The organism is Erwinia sp. Leaf53 (genome assembly GCF_001422605.1).
Lineage (GTDB): Bacteria > Pseudomonadota > Gammaproteobacteria > Enterobacterales > Enterobacteriaceae > Erwinia.
The window spans coordinates 144,943-166,090 of record NZ_LMLK01000021.1 but is presented as its reverse complement, the minus strand read 5'-3'; the positions used below and the strand labels follow the sequence as shown (position 1 = coordinate 166,090).

Sequence of the window (21,148 nt, the reverse complement as noted above, 5' to 3'; positions counted from 1 at the left end):
ACACCAATGAATAACACCGGGAACGGGGTAGGCTCAACCGATCCGCGCGACCTGATGGATAATGCGCAGGTGCTGGATCGGTTGATTAACGGGCTTCTCGCCAAATACACGGACAGGCTGGGCAGGGAGCGCAGGACGTGGGCGGGCTTTGAGGCTGAGCTCGATGCGATTGTTTCCTCGCTCGATACGTCAAATTTCACCTACCCGGATGTGGCCGCAGGGCTGGCTGCAACGACCAACGGCCAGTATTTTCGTGTTCCGCAGGGCGCGGGGATGGGGTTTGTTTATTACCGCAACGCTTCCGGGCTGCCGGTGGCCGTGGCGGAAACAACGGGCAAGAAGGAGGCAAAAGCGCTTGCCGATAATAATCTGGCGGGGCTGGATATCGTTCAGTACGTTGGCGACGGCCCGGCATTTCCAACGGTGTTTGGCCTGAACAACGAAGTGCTGCAGCACTTCGACTCGATACGCCGCCGGATCAGTTATCTTGGACAGCTGAAAAACACGGACGTAACTGCCCTGAGCGAAACGGTCATGGCATCGGCCGACATGGTTTTGTATACCGGCTCCGGTCCGGTTTATCCGGTGGTGATGGGCGCGAACAACGTAGCCGCGCTCTATTACAACGCTGATACCGGGATGTTTGGCGGGGCTATCGCCGGCAGCGATAAAATCGTGCGTTCACCACTGGTGCCGCTGGCGACAGAGCTCACGCCGGTTGCACGCGCGGTTAACTTCCAGCTGGGGTACGGGCAGTCGCTGATAGTTGGTGCAAACGGCCTTGGCGTTATCTCCGTCACGCAACCCTATTACAACCGCACGTTTGGCAGCGGACCGCGTGCGGCCGGCGGTGACTACTCGACGCAAAAACCGCTGGTGGAGGATGCGCTGACGGCACCAGACGGCGGGACTAACCGGGGCGAGACAGTCTGTTCAGGCGCGGCCAACTACGCCAGCACGCTGATGGCCACGGAGAACGGCATCGATCCGGCCTCACACGTCATTTTTTCATCAACCGCTGGTAAGGGTGGTACCCGGATTGCCGATCTCGGCAAGGGCAGTGCCTGGTATGCGTCCAACCTGCTGGGGCACATTAACGGGGCCGTGGCGCTGAACCCGGTTATTGCCTGCCACACGCTGATGTTTTCACAGGGAGAGTCGGAGAACGACCTGGCTACGCCAACCAGCTATGCGACCTACCTCGCGGCGCTGGAGCAGTTGCAGGTCGACGCGGAGACGGATATTAAAGCCCGAACGGGGCAGGCCTCACCGGTTCACTTCATCATTACGCAGACCAACTACAAGGCGCGAACCAGCGCGGGCGTGTGCCTGGCACAGCTGGCGGCGTGCCTGAGAAACCCGAAGTTTCACCTGGTGTCGCCCAACTACTTCCTGCCTCACGCCGGTGACGGCACGCACCTGACCAACGTCGGGTATAAGTGGCAGGGGGCCTATTTTGCGCGGGCCTATAAGACGCTGGTGATCGACAAGTGCGTGCCGCAGTACATCAGGCCGCTGTCCGCCACGCTGCGCGGCACCACGCTGACGCTGAAACTCGACGTGCCGGTGCTGCCGCTGCGACTGGATAAGAGCCAGTTCAGTACGCAGGACTCCGGCTTCTGCGTGAAGGACGCATCCGGCAACACCGTGGCTGTGTCTGCGATTGCCACTTCCGGGAACACCGTCATGATGACGCTGGCCAGCGTGCCCGCATCTGCACTCACGCTGCGCTACGCGCTGGATTACCTCGCCAGCGAGCTGAACATCATTAACGGTGCTTCAGGCAACCTGCGCGACAGCTGCCCCGACACCATCAACGTTTTGAGTGAAAACCGCCACCTGTACAACTGGTGCCCGGCGTTTTCACTGCCAGTCATTAAAATTGGAGAGTAAAAATGAGCGCTGTAACCCGCCTGCCTGTCAACGTAACCGACGCCTCTCTGCCCGTTATTAACGCGGCGGACATCAAAGAGTTTGCGTCCCTGTATGAGCTGAACGCCGTCGATCACTGGCAGCTTGGCTCCGGCAACCCCTCGTTCGTGGGCGCAAAGGCCGGCACGCTGTTGACCCGCCTGGGTACCGTGACGAACAATCCCAACTACACCCGCATCCGCGTGCTGGACACAGCGCGCAACGCCCTCATTTCCGGCATTGCCGATATGAAAAACCAGACGCAGGTGATGATTTTCCGGGTGGGCACCTATCCCGTCGCGGGGTCAACAAACGTGGCGATCGTGGGGGGCTCCGTGGACAACGTCGCCACGCCTCCGCGCCACGGATCGGGCATCTATCTTGACGGCCCGACCGGGAAAATTTCGTGTGTGATCCGAGAACAGACGGGGCGTAACGTCTTCGATTACTCGGGGCTGGCCGGGAAATGGATTTTCGTGGCGCTGACGGAATCAGAGGTCAGCGCGGTGAGCTACTCCAGCCTGTACCTGGGCAGCGGCGACGGCCTGGCGCAGTCGAGCATTTCGGGCACTACGCTTAAAACTATCGGCAACTACCTGTCTATCGGCCAGGCGTACTACAGCGCCGGCGGCACCGCGGTTGATATCGACTTCGCCGAGTTCATCGCCTTCGATAAGATGCTGTCCGTGGGCGAGTTGCTGGGCGTATATCGTCGCGCGAAATCCCGACTGGCCGCGAAAGGCATCGTGCTGCAGTAACCATGCAGGGCAACTGACTAAAATTCCCCGCAGTACACCCACTTAACCTTTCCCCCGCATTTCCCGCTTGATCGATCCCCTTCTGTAATAATACTGTATACGCATACAGTATATTCAGGAGGGTATCATGCCCCGTCGTTACGAAATATCAATCGCATTCAGAGCAGCTATCAAACACGAGCACGGTCGCCGCACGGTAAGCACCGTGGACTTTCAGGCTGAACTTGCCAAACTTAACCACCATTTCACCCTGCGCGAGGCCAACCGCTGGATCGAGTTCTACCAGACCAGCTTCACGGACATCTCCACCGAAGAGGGCGAGCGGCGTATCTTCTCCCTGTTCAGCCCGAGCGCGGGGTACTGACATGGCCTTTCCATCACCGGCAACAGACTATGCAGAAAAAGAGCTGTGCCTGAACGAGTTGATGATCGCCCACACGTCGGATACAACGATGATTCACGTGCCTGGTCGCATCCTGGTTGTTGATCGGTCGCTGCAACCAGAGCAGGGCGACAAGGTAGCTTTTGAGTTATTCGGGAGTGGGTACGTCGGTAAGCTGATGGGTGGTGCGCTGATCACGGAAGACGGCGAAGCTATAGAGGGGCAGGCGCTTGAGGATGTCCAGTTGCTGGGAGTGGTGACGTGGGTACTGCATGAGACGAGGGAGTGGCTCAGGCCCACAATCTGAAGGATTTTGAGCCCTCATTATTCCATAGTAATTCCATAGTTTTTCCATTCCGAAAAGAATCAATAACAAAAGCAGCCGTAACAGGCTGCTTTTGTTGAGCTTTTTGGTCGGCACGGAGAGATTCGAACTCTCGACCCCCGCCACCCCATGACAGCGAACTCAGATTATTATAATGTAAGGAACTACATCAATAAGTAGGGATGGTTTAATTATGGTTAAATTGCCAAAGAATTTATATAAGTATCTTTCTTATAATGAAAACACTGTTCAGTCAATATTAGAACGGAAGTCTTATTATTCAGATCCGGCTGTTTTCAATGACCCCTTAGACTGTAAACCTGTAGTTGTAGTTGATGTCGATTTAGAGACGCTTAAAAGCGTGGCGTGTACATTGATTAAAAAGAGGAGTGAGAAGGAGATAGCCCTGATTGCTAGGAAGCTTAAGGTTAGAGGCGATTTTGCTGATAACCGGACAAGGATTCTATCAAATTCTGAAATTGATGGTTTTTTAAAGGATGTTGAATATAACTCTAAAGATCCCCAAGTTAATGATAGAAACTGGTATAGGGAGGAAAGATTTAGATCATCTATTGAGAATGAGATAGTTTCAGTTTTCAAAACTGGCGTGCTGTGTCTGAGCAGAAGGTATGATAGTCCATTAATGTGGTCACATTATTCTAATAATCACAATGGGTTATGTATAGAGTATGATATGTCACGCGCTCCGGAGGATAAAGCCAGGAAAATAATTTATGGTGGCTCAAGAGAGCTCAAAGTTAGTGTTATCGAAAGGTGGTTAAAGGAAGGGGATGTTATTGAAGAGATAAAAAATGTTTGTCTCCTTACTAAGTCACGAGAATGGGCTTATGAGAATGAATGGCGAATGTTCGATAGTATAGGATTGCGGTCGTCTTACCCACCAATAAGGTCCATCATTTTCGGTATGAGATGCAAAGGCTCTACAATTTCAGCAGTCATAAAATTATTGAATGGCAGTCTTAGTAAAATAAAATACTGGAAAATCGAAGTGGAAGGTGGTGGGTTCAGATTGAAAAGGAAAAAAATCAATCCTGAAGAGTATCAAAATAGTTACTTCGATGCGCTATCTTTAAGCGAAATCGAAGAAGCCTTTGATGACCTTAATCAGGATGAAAATCATTAGAGGCATACAAGGTCATAATATTATCACTTTATAAAATTTAACTATATGATTTTCATGGATTTTAAAATATCATTAAATTATGAATATTATAGTTAACGTGTTGATTTTTATGAAATAAAAGCCGGATTTAAAATCCCTCGGCTTATGGCTGTGTGGGTTCAAGTCCCACTCTGGGCACCATATTGAAATATCGAATAAAAACAAGCAGTTGAATGATGTCGTAACCGCCCCTTAAAGGCGGTTTTTTTGTTTTTGCGGGTCCTTTCATAATACTCCTACCTAATATTATTCAGCTTTCTTATGTCCGCCGACCACCGGAGCCACCACAATCCTCCTGTCATAGCGTGCGGTCTGCTCAATATTTTTGTGAACGAAAATAGTCTGCCAGTCTGCCGGACAGGTCTGATATGCCCTTTGCTTTCAGATCGTGATGAGTACCCGATGAGGCGCTCGACTTATCGTTAATGAGATAACCCTTTAACCTGTTAACTGCTGCCTGTGCTACAGTCATCTCTCGTTGAAAACCTATCGCTACGAGGTGGCAGGTACCTGCCATGACAGATGAAATCGCCAGCCTGTTCCCGTCAGGGGAGTTTACGGCATTTGATTTTACCCGGCCGGAATATGCCGAGCCTCCGTTAGCCGGGTCTCCCCTTATCGGACTCCACAGCCTGTGTGGCAAGGTTACCCTCAGCAATGCCTTATGCTGCGATGTGCAGTTGCTGGAAAGCGACGGCGCTGTCGCGCTGGCGGGAAAAAGCGCCGGGGGGCAAGGGCTGACCGGATCGGCTCCGCTGGTGTCGCAACCCGACTCTTTGCTCAGCTTCAGCTATCGCTACCTTGATCCGGCCACGATGCAGCGTGTTATCTGGCAGCAGGCCACCGGGGCCGTCGCTCGCCTGCAAATCGTGCAGAACGGTGCCTTCAACGGTGTCGCACTGGCCCACCTCCCGACGCTGCTTGGCGTGTTTATTGCCGGTGCTTCAGGGGGAAAAGGGGCAGGGGGGATGCCGCAACCGGTGGCGGTATCGCCCGGCGTCTGGCACCGGGTGCAGCTGGTTCTCAGCGCGCAGCCTGATGCCTCACGGTTGATCGTCGATGGCAGAGAGATCGATACGTTTACGCTTAGCGCAATCCCTGCCACGCCTTTTACCCTGTTCGGCACCGTTGGCCGCCAGGTGCCGTCCAGCCCGCTGCTGTTAGGGCGGATAGTGGCGACCAGCCCGCTACCGGCAGAGCCGGTTATAGCGAAGATTCAGGCCTGGCTTGCGGCGGGGTATAAACCGGGTGGCGCTTCTTCGCCGGCTGGCCGGCCCGAAAAATACAATCCGCGTGCGCTTCATCCGGTCAGTCAGGTATCGGTGACCACCTCACAGGCGCGTGTTGCCGCGATAATTAACCATGACGGCAGCATAAATCCGGAAAAGGTATTAATCGCTGATGGCGAAAACGCGATTCACCCGCTGGCTTCGCTGACTAAAATCATGACGGCCATCGTGTTACTTGACGGCCAGCCGGAATATAGCGAGAAACTTACCCGGCTTTCCTGCGATCCCGCCACCGGATCGGGCGCTAACCTGGCCGAAGGGGATACGCTCTGCCTGCGGGATGCGGTTTACAACCTGATGTTGCCCTCGTCCAACGTGACGGCGAATATGGTTGCGCGGATTTATGGCGGCAAACTGCTGACGGCAGAAGGGCAGAGCGGTTACAGCGTCCCGCAGGCGGTCAGCCGCTGGGTGGCACAGATGAACAGCAGGGCGCAGGCGCTGGGGATGCACTCGGCGCGTTTTACCACGCCCTCCGGGCTGGGGAGAAACAGCGCCAGCGCGCTTGATGTTCTGAAAATGGTCGCGGCGGCAACGCAATATCCTCTGATTATGCAGAGCTGGCGAACCCAGACTCACGCTATTAAGGTCTCGGGGAACGCGCCGCGGCTGGAATATATTATTAACACCAACGATCTGCTGTTTTCAGACCCGACGGTGATCGGCGGCAAAACCGGCACGCTGACCCCCCTGTTTAACCTGTTCTGTCTGGCGCAGATGCCGGACCATCAGCGATTAGTGGTCATCGCGCTGGCGGCCAGCGCGAAACAGGACCGGGCTACCGATTGTGCAGCGATGCTGGCGGCGATAAAGGCGCAGTACGACTAATTCTGCGCGTGCCGGTGCGGGATCACCTGTTTATTATAAATTTCATCACTTATCATAATATGGTTTTTCATTGCACCAAATCATTTGAAATGGTCTGGTGGCAAGCCCCCGGTATCTCCGGTCACCAGCCGGAAGCGCGTTTGCGAATATTCTTAATGAAGTTCAGATTTCCCCAACTAAGCTTATTCCTTCCAACGCCAACAGAAGGAAACAGGCATGTCAGAAGTTGAAAACAAAACTAAAGAGCAGTACCTCCATGACGTTCTTTCTCAGCTGAAGGAGATCCGTCACTACGCGCAGAATAATGCGGAGACCCTGTCTTCTCAATGGCTGGCTTTCGATACCGGCGAGTACAAAGATAAGGACCTGGCGGACAAGATCGATAAGCTGCTGAATGCCCAGGGCAAGCTGCATGATGAGATTGAATCGATCATCAGTGATATCGAAATTGAAGTGAACAAAGCCGCGTAACGATGCGGCCTCAGACGGATACGCCTGCCGCAGGCGTATCCGGCTATTACGGCTTCTGCACTCATCCTGAGTTAGCGCTGCCGCAGAACAATGATGTTATCGCATTACCCCCGGCAATCAGCGCCAATGCAGCCTCCTGAATAATGACGGCTATCGCGTCAGCCCGGCAATCATCGTTAGCGCAGCATCCATTTCAAAATTAACTGCTTGCGGATTACGCCTGAAGATCGCGGCTGATACAGCCTGCCCGGGAACTACAGTGCCCGCACCATCACCGACACCCACTCTCCGTTGACCTCGCGCTGCTCGACTTCGCGCCAGCCCAGACGTCGATACAGTGCCTGCCGATCCGGCGTATACAGCCATAACTCTGCCACCCCCTGTTGCCGCGCGTGGGCGATGCAGGCGTTGACCAGCCGTGAGCCGATCCCCTGGCCGCGCCACTCGGCCAGGGTAAATACTTCGCCAAGCCAGTAGCGGCGGGCGGGGTTATCGCTCAGTTCATATTCAATGACGCTGGCCGTACCGCTCAGCTCACCGCTGTCGCTAAGGGCAAGCAGGGTAAAGCCGACGCTGCCCGGCAGATTACGCTGATGCAGACGTTCAGCCACCTCGAGAGGATCGGCCCAGTTATCCAGCTGGTGCCACTCCTGGAAGAGAAAATGCGCGATCTCCTCCGCACGCTGAGGCTGTTGTCTGAGGGGTATAATTGCGCTTGATGACATTTTTTTTCCTTTGTTTATCCACCACGTGGCGCTGTGGTTCAGAATTATCTAAACTTTTTCTTAGCTCTTCCCTTGTTTAACCGCGCACGGTTATAATTGCAGGGCCATTTAGTTAGATCTCTAATCATTAGGTGCCTAAACATTGAATACGCAGGAACTTAACTTTTCCCGCCTGCTGCATCTTACCGCTCATGCCTGGCGCCAGGCGGTGGATCGCCGGGTCAAAGATAACGGCCTGAGCATGAGCAGCTGGATGGCCGTGGCCACCATTGCGATCCAGGAGACGCCAATCACCCAGAAGGCGCTGGCGCAGGCGCTTGGCCTGGAAGATGCAAGCGTGGTGCCACTGATCGACCGGCTGGTAAAACAGCAGCTGGTGGAGCGTGTGCAGCCGGCGGAAGATCGCCGCAAGCGCCTGCTCCACGTTACCCCACTGGGGGATGAACTGTACAGGGATCTGAAAATCCAGGCTGATGCGCTGCGCAGCGAGCTGCTGGCAGATATCGATCCTGGCGAGCTGCGGATCACTGAGCGGGTGCTGCAACAGCTGCTGGTGGCGACGGAAGGTAAGTAATGTGTCGCGTGTGAAAACCAACCCTTATGCGCCACGGGAGTGGGCGCCCGGCGAAAAGCCGATGCTGCCTGGTTCCCCCTCAACCCCGCAACACCCCACGCACAAACGGCTCGCTTTTGGCATCGTCGGCCTGCTGATTTCAATCACCGGCGCGCTGAGCAACGCGCTGGTCACCGCCAATCTCACCAACCTGCAGGGGGTGTTTGGCGCGTACAGCAATGAGATCGCCTGGCTGCCGGCCGTGTACGTAATGGGCAATATTTCGATCAACCTGTTACTGGTTAAGTTCCGCCAGCAGTTCGGGCTGCGGGTGTTCACCGAAGCCTTCCTGGTGCTCTACGTGCTGGTGGCGTTCTTTCATCTGCTGGTCAACGATCTCAGCTCGGCAATTATCGTACGCGCCGCGCACGGCATGGTTGGGGCCGCGCTCAGTTCGCTGGGCATCTATTACCAGGTGCAGGCGTGGCCGGCGAAGCACCGGCTGAAGGCGCTGGCGATCGGTATCGGCGCGTCGCAGCTGGCGATCCCGCTGGCGCGGCTGTTCTCCAGCGAGCTATTGCAGCTGGACGAGTGGCGCGGGCTGTATCTGCTCGAACTGGGCCTGGCGCTGCTGTCGCTGGGGGCGGTACTGATCCTCAAGCTGCCGCCGGGTGAACGAACCAAGGTTTTTGAAAAGAAGGATTTTCTCACCTTCTTCCTGCTGGCACCCGGCATGGCGCTGTTCTGTGCCGTACTGTCGCTGGGGCGCATCGAATGGTGGACCAGCACGCCGTGGCTGGGCGTCTGCCTGGCGCTGGGGCTGGTGCTGGTGATTGCCGCGGTGGTGGTGGAGCACAACCGCAGCAATCCGCTGATCAACACCCGCTGGCTGGGGACCGGGGCGATCGTGCGTCTCGGTATCGTGATGATCCTGCTGCGGATGATGCTGGCCGAGCAGAACACCGGGGCGATCGGTTATCTGCAGCAGGTCGGGCTGCTCAACGATCAGATGCAGGGGCTGGCGCTGGCGATTCTGGCCGGTGTGGCGAGCGGCATCGTGGTCAGCGCGCTGACCATCAACCCCAGACACCTTAACTGGCCGATCGTCCTGTCGCTGGGGATTGTGATGGTCGCGTCGCTGATGGACGCGCAGTCCAACCCGCTGACCCGCGCAGACAATATGCTGTTCAGCCAGTTCCTGCTTGGGTTCAGCACCGCCTTCTTTATCGCTCCGGCCATGCTCTTAGGCATTGGTGGCGTGGTCACCCAGCCGAAAAATCTGGTCAGCTTTGTGGTGCTGTTCGGCATGAGCCAGAACATCGGCGGGCTGATGGGCTCGGCGCTGCTCGGCACCTTCCAGACCTGGCGTGAGAAGTACCACTCCAGCCTGCTGGCCGACCAGCTGTCGCTGCTGGACCCTAACGTCACCGAACGGCTGGCGCAGTACAACAGCCTGTTTGCCAGCCAGCTGGGCGACGGCGTGCTGCTCGGTGCGCAGAGTACCAGCCAGCTGCAGACGGTGGCCACGTTACAGGCCAACGTGCTGGCCTATAACGACGTCTATTTGCTGACGGCGGCGATGGCCGGCGTCACCTTACTGTGGGTGACCTGGCGCATTGGTCGTCTGCGTTACCTCAGCTGGCAGCAGGCTAAACGTGAGGCGGAAGCCGAGCGCTTAGCGATGCAACAAACAACAACAATACCGGGGACGGGGAAAGCATGAGCCAACAGGAACAGCAGTTTGCTGAACGCCAGAGAAATAACAAGCTGCGGATCTTATCAATTACCCTCGGTGCCGGCATTGCGCTGGTCGGGGTGCTGGTGATCCTCTACGCCTGGAAGCTGCCGCCGTTTACCAGCCAGATGCAGTCGACCGAAAACGCCTACGTGCGCGGGCAGGTGACCTTTATCAGCCCGCAGGTCAGCGGCTATATCACCGCGGTCAGGGTGGTGGATCTGCAGCCGGTGCAGCAGGGGCAGCTGTTGATGACCATTGATGACCGCATCTACCGGCAGAAGGTCCACCAGGCGCAGGCGGCGCTGGAGATGAAGGTGGCGGCGCTGGCGAATAACCAGCAGCAGCAGCGCAGCGCGCAGGCGGTGATCGCCCGCAACGAGGCCGCGCTGCAGAACGCCCGCGCCCAGGCGTTGAAGGGGGGGCTGGATCTGAAGCGGGTGGAGAGCCTTGCCGCCGACGGTTCGCTGTCGGTGCGTGAACGCGACGCGGCCCGCGCCAGCAACGCGCAGACCCGTGCGGACGTGCAGCAGGCCCAGGCGACGCTGGACGTGTCAAAGCAGGATCTGCAAACCGCTATCGTGAACCGCGCCTCGCTGGCGGCCGACGTCACCAGCGCCCAGGCGGCGCTGGAGCTGGCAAAAATCGATCTGGCCAACACGCAGATCGTCGCACCGGCGTCCGGGCAGCTGGGGCAGATGTCGGTACGGCTTGGGGCCTACGTCAGCGCCGGTACCCGCCTGACCTCGGTGGTGCCTGAACAAAAATGGGTGATCGCCAATCTGAAAGAGACGCAGATGGCGCGCATCCGCCCAGGCCTGCCGGCAACCTTCCGCGTGGACGGGCTGAACGGCGAGCGTTTCAGCGGCGAGGTGGAGTTTATCTCGCCGGCGGCCGGGTCGGAGTTCAGCGCGATTTCGCCGGACAACGCCACCGGTAACTTCGTCAAAATCGCCCAGCGTATCCCGGTCCGTATCCGCATTACCGGCGGTAATACGGAACGGCTGCGCCCCGGCATGTCGGTGGAGGTGAGTATTGATACCGGAGCAGAGCCGGATGAAACGCAGCAGGGGAGTGTGTCGGACCGCAGCGCGGCTCCGGGCGCGTCAGCCGGCGCGGGCATGACCACCACCACTGAAGACGATGGTAAGGGGAACGCGACGGGGCGGATTGTGCCACCGGCAGATGACCGTGGCGCGGCTGGGGGCCAGCCATGATCCGCCGTCATACCGGCGCGGCGCTGCTGCTGGCCGCGTTGCTGAGCGGCTGTGCCACCCACGTTGAGCAGGCTCCGTCTTCGCTGCCGATCCCCGAACAGTGGCGCAACCAGGCCGGCCCGGCCGCTGCGCCGGAAGCTAACTGGTGGCGGGCGTTTAACGATCCCGACCTTAACCGGCTGGTGGAGCAGGCGCTGCGCAATAACCCGGATATTCTCACCGCCCGTTCGCGGGTGGATGAGTACCGCGCCCGGCTGCGCGGGGCGGAGGGGGATAACTTTCCGACCCTGGACGCCGGGGTAGCGGCCACCCGGGCGCGCACGATCTCGGCGGCGACCGGGCAGCCGGTGCAGTCCACGGTATTTCAGGGGCTGCTGCAGGCTAACTATAACGTCGACCTGTGGGGCGCGCGCAGCAGCAGCATTGATGCCGCCGGCGCCACGCTGGCCGCTATGCAGGCCGCGGCTGCGGCGGCCGAGCTGACCATCGCCAGTTCGGTGGCCTCCGGCTATATGACGCTGGTGTCGCTGGACGAGCAGCTGCGGGTGACGCAGGCGACGCTGGTTACACGCGAGAACTCGCTGCAGCTGGCACAGCGTCAGTTTGCCAGCGGGTACACCTCAAAGCTGGAGTGGGTGCAGTCGCAGTCCGAGTATCAGACCGCGAAAGCGCAGATCCCGCTGCTGCGTCATCAGATTGCCCAGCAGGAGAATGCGTTAAGCATCCTGGTGGGCATGAACCCGCGTGAGATCGCCCGCAGCCCGCGCTTCGACCGGCTGAAGCCGCAGACGCTGCCGGCGGTAATGCCGTCGCAGCTGCTGCAGCGGCGGCCGGATATTGTGCAGGCGGAGCGCCAGCTGCTGGCGGCCGACGCCACGCTGCAGTCATCGCGCGCCAGCCTGCTGCCGTCGCTGAACCTGACCGCCAGCGGCACGCTGCAGAATTCCGTACTGCACCAGCTGGTGGATAATCCGTTCCGCCTGTGGAGCATCGGCGGCAGCGTGCTGGCCCCGTTACTGAACCGCGAGGCGCTGACCGCGCAGGTCGATGTCTCGATGGCCGGTCGCAACCAGGCGCTGTACAACTATGAGAAGGTGGTGCGCAGCGCGTTCAGCGAGGTCAATGACGACCTGGACGCCATCCAGCGCTACGGCGAACAGCTGCAGGAGCTGCAGAATCAGCAGCAGGTGGTCAGCGAGGCGTTACGTATCGCCACTAACCGTTACCAGAACGGTTACGCATCTTACCTCGATCAGCTGGATGCACAGCGCACTCTGTTCTCTACTCAGCTCAGCGTGGTGCAGGCGAAGAACAACCTGCTGCTGGCGCAGGTCGACCTCTATCGTGCGCTGGGTGGCGGCTGGCAGCCGTAAATTGGCAAATTAGGTCACAGCCCAGGGATAGGGCATAATCGGCATCCTGAGCTAAATAATAATCATTTCTATTACATGTATAACCTTGTTGCTTCCCCCTCCCGCCGTCGTCTGCTGCAGCTGCTGGCCTGTACCCCGCTGCTGAACTGCGGTTCACTGCTCGCCGCCCCGAGCGTTGCTGAGCGCATCGTGGCGCTGGAGTGGCGTCCGGTTGAGCTGTTGCTGGCGCTGGGCGTCATGCCGCTGGCGGTGGCCGACCTGCCCAACTACCGCCGCTGGGTGGTAGAGCCGCAGCTTGCCCCGACGGTGCAGGATGTCGGCCTGCGCAGTGAGCCCAGTCTTGAACTGTTGCAGCGGCTCAAGCCGTCACTGATCCTGCTCTCCAGCGGCTTCGGCCCCAACGCCGCGCGCATTGCGCCGCTGGCCCCGCAGTGGGTTAGCCAGTTCAGCCGCGCGCCGCACGGGCCGTTAGCCACGACCGAACAGGATCTGCGTGCACTGGGCGGGCTGCTGGGACGTGAAGCGGCCGCCGAAACCTGGCTCGACGGCATGTCGCACCGGTTCGCTGAAGCCGCGCAGCGTCTGCACCGCTTTCGTGAGGAACCCCTGCTGCTGTTCAGCTTTCTCGACAGCCGCCGGGTGATGGTGTTTGGGCGCGGCAGCCTGTTTGCCGATGTGCTGGCGCGGCTGGGGCTGGTCAACGCCTGGCAGGGGGAAACCAATGCCTGGGGCAGCGCCATTATCGGTATTGAGCAGCTGGCGCAGGTCGAAGGGGTGAGAGCGCTCTGTTTCCTGCACGGCGACGACGACCCGATGCGCGAGATCGCCCGGGCGCAGCTGTGGCGTAGTATCCCATTTGTGCGTGATAACAAACTGCACCTGTTGCCGGCGGTGTGGTTTTTTGGCGCTAACTACTCTGCGCTGCGTTTCAGTCAACTGCTGACACTGACGCTGGAGGAGGCCGCATGAGCCGTTCACTGCTGCTGTTGCTGCCCGCACTGGCGCTCATCCTGCTGTTGATCAACGGCCAGCAGCAGCTGGATCACCGACTGTGGTGGCAGGCGCTGACCGCGCCGGACGAACATGACGTGCGGCAGATGCTGTTTCACTTCAGCCTGCTGCCGCGTACCGTGCTGGCGCTGCTGGTCGGTGCCGGGCTGGGCGTAGCCGGCACGCTGTTCCAGCAAATTCTGCGTAACCCGCTGGCGGAGCCCTCGACCCTCGGCGTGGCCGCCGGTGCGCAGCTGGGCCTGACGCTGATGACGCTGTACGCTGCCGGCTGGGGAGAGGGCGGCCAGCAGCTGGGCGCACTCGCCGGTGGCCTGCTGGCCGGCGGGCTGGTGCTGAGCATCGCCTGGGGGCGGCAGCTGTCGCCGGTGACGCTAATCCTTGCCGGGCTGGTTTTTGGCCTGTACGGCGGCGCGGTCAAAAGCCTGCTGGCGCTGTTTAACCACGATCGGCTGCAGAATTTGTTTATCTGGAGCAGCGGCATGCTCAATCAGTATGACTGGAGCGCGGTACAGTTTCTCTGGCCGCGCATGCTGGTGGCAGGGGGGCTGATTGCGCTGATGATCCGTCCGCTGGCGCTGCTGGGCCTGGACGATGGCGTGGTGCGTAACCTGGGGATGCGGCTGGCGCTGGTGCGCGTTGCCGGGCTGCTGCTGGCGGTGGCGCTCAGCGCGATGACCGTGGCCAGCGTCGGAGTGATCGGGTTTATCGGGCTGTTTGCGCCGATCCTCACCCGGCTGCTGGGCGTGCGCCGGCTGGCTTCGCGGTTGATCGGCGCCGCTCTGCTCGGGGCGCTGCTGCTGCTGCTCAGCGATCAGGCGGTGATACTGCTGACCCGACTGTGGCGCGAGCTGCCTACCGGTGCGGTGACCGCCCTGCTCGGCGCGCCGCTGATGCTGTGGTTGCTGCCGCGGCTGCGTCATGCGCGGGTGGCGCAGACGGACGCCACGCTCGCCGTGCGCCGCGAGCGGCATCTGAACGCGCGCGGCCTGCTGCTGCTGGCCGCAGGTTTGCTGCTGCTGGTGCTGCTGGCTCTGTTCAGCGGCGACGGCGGCCGCTGGCTGATTCCCGACCCGTCACTGCTGCAGTGGCGCTGGCCGCGGGTGCTGGCGGCAGCGGTAGCCGGGGCGATGCTGGCCGCCGCCGGCATGCTGGTGCAGCGGATGACCGGTAATCCGATGGCCAGCCCGGAGGTGCTCGGCGTCAGCTCCGGCGCCGCCTGCGCCATCGTGCTGCTGATGTTTCTGGTGCCGGGGGATATCAGCGTCTGGCTGCTGCCCGCCGGCGCGAGCGGGGCGGGGCTGACCCTCGGGCTGATGGTGCTGCTCGCCAGCCGCGGCGGGCTCTCTGCCACCCGTCTGCTGCTGGTGGGTATCGCCCTGAGCACGATTTACGGCACGTTGCTGACGCTGTTTCTGGCCAGCGGTGACCCGCGCAGCGGCGAGGTACTAAGCTGGCTGGCCGGATCGACATACCGGGTCACTGGCAGCCAGGCGCTGGCGGTGGCCGGGCTGGCGCTGGTGCTGCTGGCGGCGATCCCGCTGCTGCGGCGCTGGCTGACCATTCTGCCGCTCGGCGCTGACACCGCGCTAAGTACCGGCGTGCCGCTGCTGAAGTCACGGCTGCTGATCCTGTTGCTGGCCGCCGCGCTGATCGCCGCCGCCACGCTGATGATCGGTCCGCTGAGCTTTGTCGGTCTGATGGCCCCGCATCTGGCACGCCTGCTGGGCTATCACCGGGCGCTGTCGCAGCTGTGCGTGGCGATCCTGCTCGGCAGCGCCATCATGCTGCTGGCCGACTGGCTGGGCAGGGTGGTGATTTTCCCCTATCAGATTCCGGCCGGATTACTGGCAACCTTTATTGGCGCCCCCTGCTTTATCTGGTTGTTACGGCAGCGATAATTGCTCAGTGGCTGCCGCAGGCCGCGTGACGGGCGGCCCGTCACTTAATTCGTGGCGCGTTTTTCAGCTTGCATTTTCAGGAATGATTCGGATAATCGCAATCCCAATAATAAGCATTATCATTCCAGAACAAGCAGGATGGCCCATGCACGCATCTCTCCCCACCTCCGCCCGGTTCAAACTGAGCCTGCTGGCGCTGACCATCAGCGCAGCGACGCTTCCGGCTGCTGCCGCTGGCGGACCGACAACCTCCGCCAGCGACGATAAAGGCCCTGAGCAGACGCTGACCGTAGTGGCCACTCCCGCGGCGCAGTTTACGCCGGGCGGCGATCGGCTGGTACCGGCCTATCTGGACGGGCAGGTCGCTAACGGTGGCCGTATGGGCATGCTGGGTGAGCAGGATGCGCGCAACGTGCCGTTTAACGTGGTCAGCTACACCGCGAAGCTGATTCAGGATCAGCAGGCGAAATCGATTAAGGATGTGGTAGCGAACGATGCCTCGATCCAGAACGTGCAGGGTTACGGCAACTTCGCCGAGACCTACCGCATCCGCGGTTTCGACCTGGCGGGCGACGATATGACCTTTGGTGGCCTCTCGGGCGTGATGCCGCGTCAGGTGGTGTCCACCCAGATGGTTGAACGGGTGGAGGTGTTTAAAGGCGCTAACGCGCTGATGAACGGCGGCGCCGCTTCCGGCGTAGGCGGCATGATCAACCTGGAGCCAAAGCACGCTGAAGAGGTGCCGCTGACCCGCGTTGGCGTTGATTACACCAGCAAAAATCAGATCGGCGGCAGCCTGGACGCCGGCCGCCGCTTTGGCGACGACAACCAGTGGGGCGTACGCGTTAACCTGCTGGACCGTGAGGGCGATTCAGCGATTGATAATGAGAAGCGCCGCACCACGCTGGCTTCGCTGGGGCTGGACTACCGTGGAGATAAGCTGCGTACCTCGCTGGATATGGGCTACCAGAAGCAGGCCTATCACGGCGGCCGTCTTGGGGTGAACGTCAGCGGCGTTGATTTTATCCCGGAAGTGCCGAAAGCCACCAGCAACTACAGCCAGAACTGGGTCTACAGCAACCTGGAGAGCGAATTTGGTATGGCGCGCGCCGAGTATGACGTGGCGCAGGAGTGGACCCTGTACGGTGCGGTAGGTGGTCAGCATTCGCACGAGTATGGTGCTTACGGCACGCCGAAGCTGAGCAACGCCAGCGGTGATGCAAAAATCAGCCGCATGGATACCAATAAGGAAATTGATGCCTTCAGCGGTCAGTTCGGTATGCGTGGGACGTTCGCGACCGGTGCGGTGAGTCACTCGGTAAATGTTGGCTATTCGGCAATGACGAAGCGTGAAAAGACGGCTTACGGGATGAACCTGGCCGGCGGAAATGCCACCAATATCTATAATCCCGGTCGCGTGGACGAACCGGATCTGACCTACTTTGGTGGCGATCTTGACGATCCACGCCCGACCAGCCGGGTACGTAGCCAGGGGATCCTGCTGTCCGACACGCTGGGTATGCTGGAAGACAAGGTGTTGCTGACGGTAGGCGCCCGCCATCAGAAGGTGGTGGTGCGTAACTATGCTTACGGTACGGTTGCAGAGAAGGTCAAAGAACGCTTTACCGAAACCCGCTGGACGCCGGCTGTCGGTATCCTGGTGAAACCATGGGAGGCAGTGTCGCTGTATGCTAATCATATTGAGTCACTCTCTCCGGGAGAAACGGCACCTTCAACGGCAACGGCCAACCCCGGCACGGTTTCCGGTATCTCGCTGGCTAAGCAGAATGAAGTCGGCGTAAAGGTGGATACCGGCCGGGTTGGCGGATCGCTGGCGCTGTTTGAGATCAAAAAGCCGAAGGGTATTACCAACCCGGAGACGCTTCACTTCGCCCTTGATGGCGAGCAGCGCAACCGCGGCGTTGAGCTAAACGTTTTCGGCGAGCCGGTGCTCGGCCTGCGCCTGAACGGCAGCGCCACCTGGCTGGATGCGACCATGACCAAAACGCAGAACGGCACCAACGACGGCAAAAAAGCCGTCGGCGTGGCCGGCTTCACCAGCGTGCTGGGCGCGGAGTATGATATCAAGCCGGTCGAAGGGCTGACCGCCACCGCGCGTCTGACCCACTCCGGTTCGCAGTACGCCAACCCGGCCAACACCAAAAAACTGGATGCGTACACCACGCTGGATCTCGGTGCGCGTTACCGTATGAAGGTACAGGAGAACGATCTGGTCTGGCGTCTTGGCGTAGATAACGTTACCAACAAGCGCTACTGGTCGGGCGTGGAAACTTACGGCACCTATATCTATCAGGGTGCGCCCCGCCAGCTGAAACTGTCGATGTCTTACGATTTCTGACGGGCAGGGTTGCTGCTGCCGCTTTTTCCCTGGTGCCCCGTGGTGCCAGGGAGAACCCCGGGGTGTCAGCTTCCTTTTCCTCTCCACCAGGTGGTGTAAACCGTTACCCGGCATAGCCTGTTACCCTTACCTGGCTCAGTGACTCTCCTCAGCATCTGCCCGGTGCCCTGGCTGGCGCGATCGTTCGCGGTTTCTGCCGCAGGTTGTGCCACGGGTAACGCTCACATAAACAAACTCTGCACCTGATCCACCGGCAGCGATCGTGAAAACAGCCAGCCCTGAAAACGGTGGCAGCCAAGCTGGCACAGGGTGTCAAACTGCGCCCGGTTCTCTACGCCTTCGGCAACAATATTAATATCCAGCGCCTGACACATGGCGATAATCGCCCGGATGGTTTGCAGCTGCTGGGCATTGCTGTTCATCTCCATCACCAGCGAGCGGTCAATCTTCACCTCATCGATCCCCAGGCGGCGCAGCCCGGTCAGCGAGGCCATGCCGCTGCCGAAGTTATCCAGCGCAATCCCGAGCTGCATATCGCGCAGCGCCAGCAGCTTGCGCTGCACGTCGTCGATATCGGTTAGCGCGGTTTCCAGAATTTCAAAACTCAGCCGCTGCGGCACGATGCCGCTGCGGCTGACGATGCGTTCCGCCTGGGCGATAAAGTCGCTGCGCCGCAGGTGGCGAGGGCTGATATTGACTGAGACGTGTACCTGGTCCATGCCACGCAGCGACTGCCAGGCCTTCAGCTGACGACAGGTCTGCTCCAGCACCCACTCGCTGATATTGAGGATCAGGCCGCTGTTTTCGGCTACCGGAATAAAGGTCGCGGGCGGCACCAGCTCACCGTCCGGCGTACGCCAGCGCAGCAGCGCTTCCAGACCGAGGGGGATCCCCGCCGGCGAAAACTGCGGCTGATACTCAAGGAATAACTCGTCGTTGTTCAGCGCACGGCGCAGGCCGCTCTCGATGCTGTCCCGCTGGCGCTGTTCAGCATGCAGGCGCGACGACCAGAACATCCACTTGCGCTGGTTACGCTTGGAGTAGTACTGCGCCATATCGGCCTTATGCATCATCTCCGCGATCGGCGTGGTGTCGTCGCGGTACAGGTAGATGCCAATGCTGCTGCTGATGTTGACGTGGCGTTCGGCGATCGTCGCATCCTGCTCCAGGCTGTGCAAAAGACGGTCGGCCAGCAGGATCAACTTTTCACGCGCGGGTGCGTGACTTTCGCCAAGGTTGGTCACCAGCACGGCAAACTCGTCGCCGCCAAGCCGGGCGATGGTGTCATGGCTGCGCAGGGTGGCACGCAGGCGCTGGGCGGTCAGCTTGAGCAGTTCATCACCGGCGCTGTGGCCGAGGCTGTCATTAACCTCTTTAAAGCGGTTGAGGTCGAGGTAGAGCAGGGCGGAAAACTGGCCGTTGTTGGCGTGCGTCCGCGCGGCTTCGACCTTATCGTAAAAGCGCGCGCGGTTGTCTAACTGGGTCAGCGGATCCTGCCAGGCCAGCTGTAACATCGCGCTTTCCCGGCGTTTTTTTTCGGTAATATCTTTGGCTTTACCCAGCATCTCCACCACCTGCCCCTGGCCGTCGTGACGCACCGCCTTACCGTGGCTCTGCACCCAGCGCTGGCCTGCGGCGGTCAGCACGCGGTACTCGCAGTGAAACTGCGAGGTCTGCCCGCTCAGGTGCGCGGAAAAATGCTGTTTTACCGCCGCAATATCGTCAGGGTGCAGCGTGGCGAACATTGCATCCTGATGGTGGGTCAGCTTGCCGTCGCTAAAACCAAACAGCGGGTTCCAGTCACTGTTGTGTGAAATCATGCCGCTGGTGATATCCCACATCCAGAAGCCCTCTTCTGCCAGCTCCAGCGTCTTCTCCAGACGCCAGCGGGAGAGCCGGGCGTCCTGCTGTGCGACCACTTCGGTGGTGATGTCGCTGGCGATCAGCAGGGTGTCACCGGCGTGAGGGGGAGCGTTCAGATTCACCACTCGGGTGCGCAGATAGCAGGGCTGTCGTGGGGAAGAGAGATCGCATTGCGGATCGTCCGCCAGCAGGGCATCGCGCAGCTTTCCGCTACTCAGCAGTTGCTGATAAAGAACTTCACCTGCCGGATTAGCAAAGGTCAGCGCCAGAATGTTATCGACAATAAAAATCGCCTGGCTGCTCTGCTCAATAATCTGTTCAAAAATGAATAAACTCTCTTCAGGAAGGCGATGTCGATACATAATAAACCTGGTAGCGCTGCAAGAATCAGGGCGAAGCTGTCACGTTAGCGCCAGTATTATCAAGCCATTTCAGGCCTGAGTCCATGTCATCTGGCGCAAAACGCGGCGAAAACAGGCGTAATGACGCTGGACGGCGCGTGACGTTAAGCGTGCGTAATCAGGCATTTTATCCGATACGACTCAGAGACTTGCATTAATTTATATAAACTGTTTCACGGCGCAAAGATAAGGAGGGTAGCTAAACCTGCTGTGGGTGCATTACCAAAAGGAATATCTTATTCCTGAATCAGCGGATATAAGTCAATTTAATGCATTAATCTTTTTCACCGCTGTGTTATGATTATTCGCATCAGACAGGGTGGTGTTGCAGGCTGACGCTGCTATTTTGTCTGGGTTCTGCGCTGATTTTACGTAAGTAATTCTTTATTTTGTTGCCCTGTCCGGACGGCGAATTTTGAATTTTATCTGACTGTATGAAATGGACGTCATTTAAATTTTACTGGCACCCGGGTGGGGTTTTTGTCAGTACGCTGTGGCTGAACATGAAAAAGAGTTCTGAATTAAAACCGGAAAGAGAGCCCCGGATCCCGCTGGATGATGCGCAGTTTGCCATTGTGGTACTTGCAGTCACCTCCCTAACCCTTATAATCTTCGTCCTGACTATTACATTGTGGCTGTCATAATCCCCGGCAACGGGCCGCTGCAATGCCGATACCACGGAGGGAGGCGTAATGGATTCCAGAGAAGACAAACTGCTGGCGCTGGTTGGCCTGTTGGCCGCCGGGCTGATCACCGTGACGGTGCTGTTCACGCTCACCTGGCTTTCTGACGTTCGTACTCCCCCTGAACAGAAAATCGACGTTAAAACCTGCCAACTGTCTGATAACTCTTCGCTCTGATCCCGC

General features: G+C 59.1%; 17 protein-coding genes and 1 pseudogene. 15 read left to right on the top strand and 3 right to left on the bottom strand.

The features are described 5' to 3' along the window. The first annotated feature begins 6 nt into the window (after positions 1 to 6). From ASF13_RS12455 to ASF13_RS12435, 5 genes are all read left to right on the top strand, one after another. The gene (locus ASF13_RS12455) at positions 7 to 1,893 is read left to right on the top strand and encodes a hypothetical protein (protein ID WP_056236685.1); all 1,887 of its coding nucleotides are present in this window, start codon (positions 7 to 9) and stop codon (positions 1,891 to 1,893) included. A 2-nt stretch (positions 1,894 to 1,895) separates the two neighbouring features. Beyond that, the gene (locus ASF13_RS12450; protein ID WP_056236683.1) at positions 1,896 to 2,669 is read left to right on the top strand and encodes a hypothetical protein; all 774 of its coding nucleotides are present in this window, start codon (positions 1,896 to 1,898) and stop codon (positions 2,667 to 2,669) included. A gap of 127 nt (positions 2,670 to 2,796) precedes the next feature. After that, on the top strand, positions 2,797 to 3,033 hold the full coding sequence (locus ASF13_RS12445; protein ID WP_056236682.1) for a hypothetical protein: 237 nt from the start codon (positions 2,797 to 2,799) through the stop codon (positions 3,031 to 3,033). Between the two features lies 1 nt (position 3,034). Beyond that, positions 3,035 to 3,358 carry a hypothetical protein gene (locus ASF13_RS12440; protein ID WP_056236680.1) on the top strand — a complete coding sequence of 108 codons (324 nt, stop codon included), beginning with the start codon at positions 3,035 to 3,037 and terminating at the stop codon, positions 3,356 to 3,358. 211 nt (positions 3,359 to 3,569) lie between these two features. Then, the gene (locus tag ASF13_RS12435; protein ID WP_056236678.1) at positions 3,570 to 4,520 is read left to right on the top strand and encodes a DUF2971 domain-containing protein; all 951 of its coding nucleotides are present in this window, start codon (positions 3,570 to 3,572) and stop codon (positions 4,518 to 4,520) included. Between the two features lie 285 nt (positions 4,521 to 4,805). On the opposite strand, the pseudogene ASF13_RS24935 reads toward ASF13_RS12435, so the two are convergent. Further along, positions 4,806 to 4,956 (bottom strand): annotated as a pseudogene (locus ASF13_RS24935) (integrase); the annotation flags it as partial. 118 nt (positions 4,957 to 5,074) lie between these two features. Here ASF13_RS24935 and ASF13_RS12430 point away from each other — a divergent pair. Both ASF13_RS12430 and ASF13_RS12425 read left to right on the top strand, forming a co-directional pair. Next, positions 5,075 to 6,676 (top strand): D-alanyl-D-alanine carboxypeptidase family protein, encoded by a 1,602-nt coding sequence (locus ASF13_RS12430; RefSeq protein ID WP_056236677.1) that lies wholly within the window; start codon positions 5,075 to 5,077, stop codon positions 6,674 to 6,676. A 216-nt stretch (positions 6,677 to 6,892) separates the two neighbouring features. Next, entirely contained in the window at positions 6,893 to 7,147 is a 255-nt protein-coding gene (locus ASF13_RS12425) for a hypothetical protein (RefSeq protein WP_056236675.1), read from the top strand. Between the two features lie 254 nt (positions 7,148 to 7,401). On the opposite strand, the gene ASF13_RS12420 is transcribed toward ASF13_RS12425, so the two are convergent. Beyond that, positions 7,402 to 7,872, bottom strand: a complete 471-nt coding sequence (locus ASF13_RS12420; protein ID WP_056236673.1) for a GNAT family N-acetyltransferase — start codon at positions 7,870 to 7,872, stop codon at positions 7,402 to 7,404. A gap of 142 nt (positions 7,873 to 8,014) precedes the next feature. On the opposite strand from ASF13_RS12420, the gene ASF13_RS12415 reads away from it, so the two are divergent. The 7 genes from ASF13_RS12415 (at position 8,015) to ASF13_RS12385 (ending at position 18,018) form a co-directional block, all read left to right on the top strand. Beyond that, positions 8,015 to 8,446 (top strand): MarR family winged helix-turn-helix transcriptional regulator, encoded by a 432-nt coding sequence (locus ASF13_RS12415; RefSeq protein WP_056236671.1) that lies wholly within the window; start codon positions 8,015 to 8,017, stop codon positions 8,444 to 8,446. A 61-nt stretch (positions 8,447 to 8,507) separates the two neighbouring features. Beyond that, a complete protein-coding gene (locus ASF13_RS12410; protein ID WP_369814378.1) occupies positions 8,508 to 10,148 on the top strand; it encodes an MFS transporter in 1,641 nt (546 codons plus the stop codon). Further along, complete coding sequence (locus tag ASF13_RS12405) at positions 10,145 to 11,377, top strand: HlyD family secretion protein (RefSeq protein WP_082502349.1); 1,233 nt, start codon at positions 10,145 to 10,147, stop codon at positions 11,375 to 11,377. The genes ASF13_RS12410 and ASF13_RS12405 overlap by 4 nt, the downstream gene beginning before the upstream one ends. After that, positions 11,374 to 12,750 carry an efflux transporter outer membrane subunit gene (locus ASF13_RS12400; protein WP_056236668.1) on the top strand — a complete coding sequence of 459 codons (1,377 nt, stop codon included), beginning with the start codon at positions 11,374 to 11,376 and terminating at the stop codon, positions 12,748 to 12,750. The genes ASF13_RS12405 and ASF13_RS12400 overlap by 4 nt, the downstream gene beginning before the upstream one ends. Positions 12,751 to 12,825: 75 nt before the next feature. Then, entirely contained in the window at positions 12,826 to 13,719 is an 894-nt protein-coding gene (fhuD, locus tag ASF13_RS12395) for a Fe(3+)-hydroxamate ABC transporter substrate-binding protein FhuD (protein ID WP_056236666.1), read from the top strand. Further along, a complete protein-coding gene (fhuB, locus tag ASF13_RS12390) occupies positions 13,716 to 15,659 on the top strand; it encodes a Fe(3+)-hydroxamate ABC transporter permease FhuB (RefSeq protein ID WP_056236665.1) in 1,944 nt (647 codons plus the stop codon). Before fhuD ends, fhuB begins: the two co-directional genes overlap by 4 nt. A 145-nt stretch (positions 15,660 to 15,804) precedes the next feature. Beyond that, positions 15,805 to 18,018: a TonB-dependent siderophore receptor gene (locus ASF13_RS12385; RefSeq protein ID WP_056236663.1), complete on the top strand. Its 2,214-nt coding sequence runs from the start codon at positions 15,805 to 15,807 to the stop codon at positions 18,016 to 18,018. Between the two features lie 221 nt (positions 18,019 to 18,239). Here ASF13_RS12385 and ASF13_RS12380 read toward each other — a convergent pair whose 3' ends face one another. Next, complete coding sequence (locus ASF13_RS12380; RefSeq protein WP_056236661.1) at positions 18,240 to 20,243, bottom strand: bifunctional diguanylate cyclase/phosphodiesterase; 2,004 nt, start codon at positions 20,241 to 20,243, stop codon at positions 18,240 to 18,242. 731 nt (positions 20,244 to 20,974) lie between these two features. On the opposite strand from ASF13_RS12380, the gene ASF13_RS24785 reads away from it, so the two are divergent. After that, positions 20,975 to 21,142: a hypothetical protein gene (locus tag ASF13_RS24785; protein WP_199177631.1), complete on the top strand. Its 168-nt coding sequence runs from the start codon at positions 20,975 to 20,977 to the stop codon at positions 21,140 to 21,142. Positions 21,143 to 21,148 lie beyond the last annotated feature (6 nt).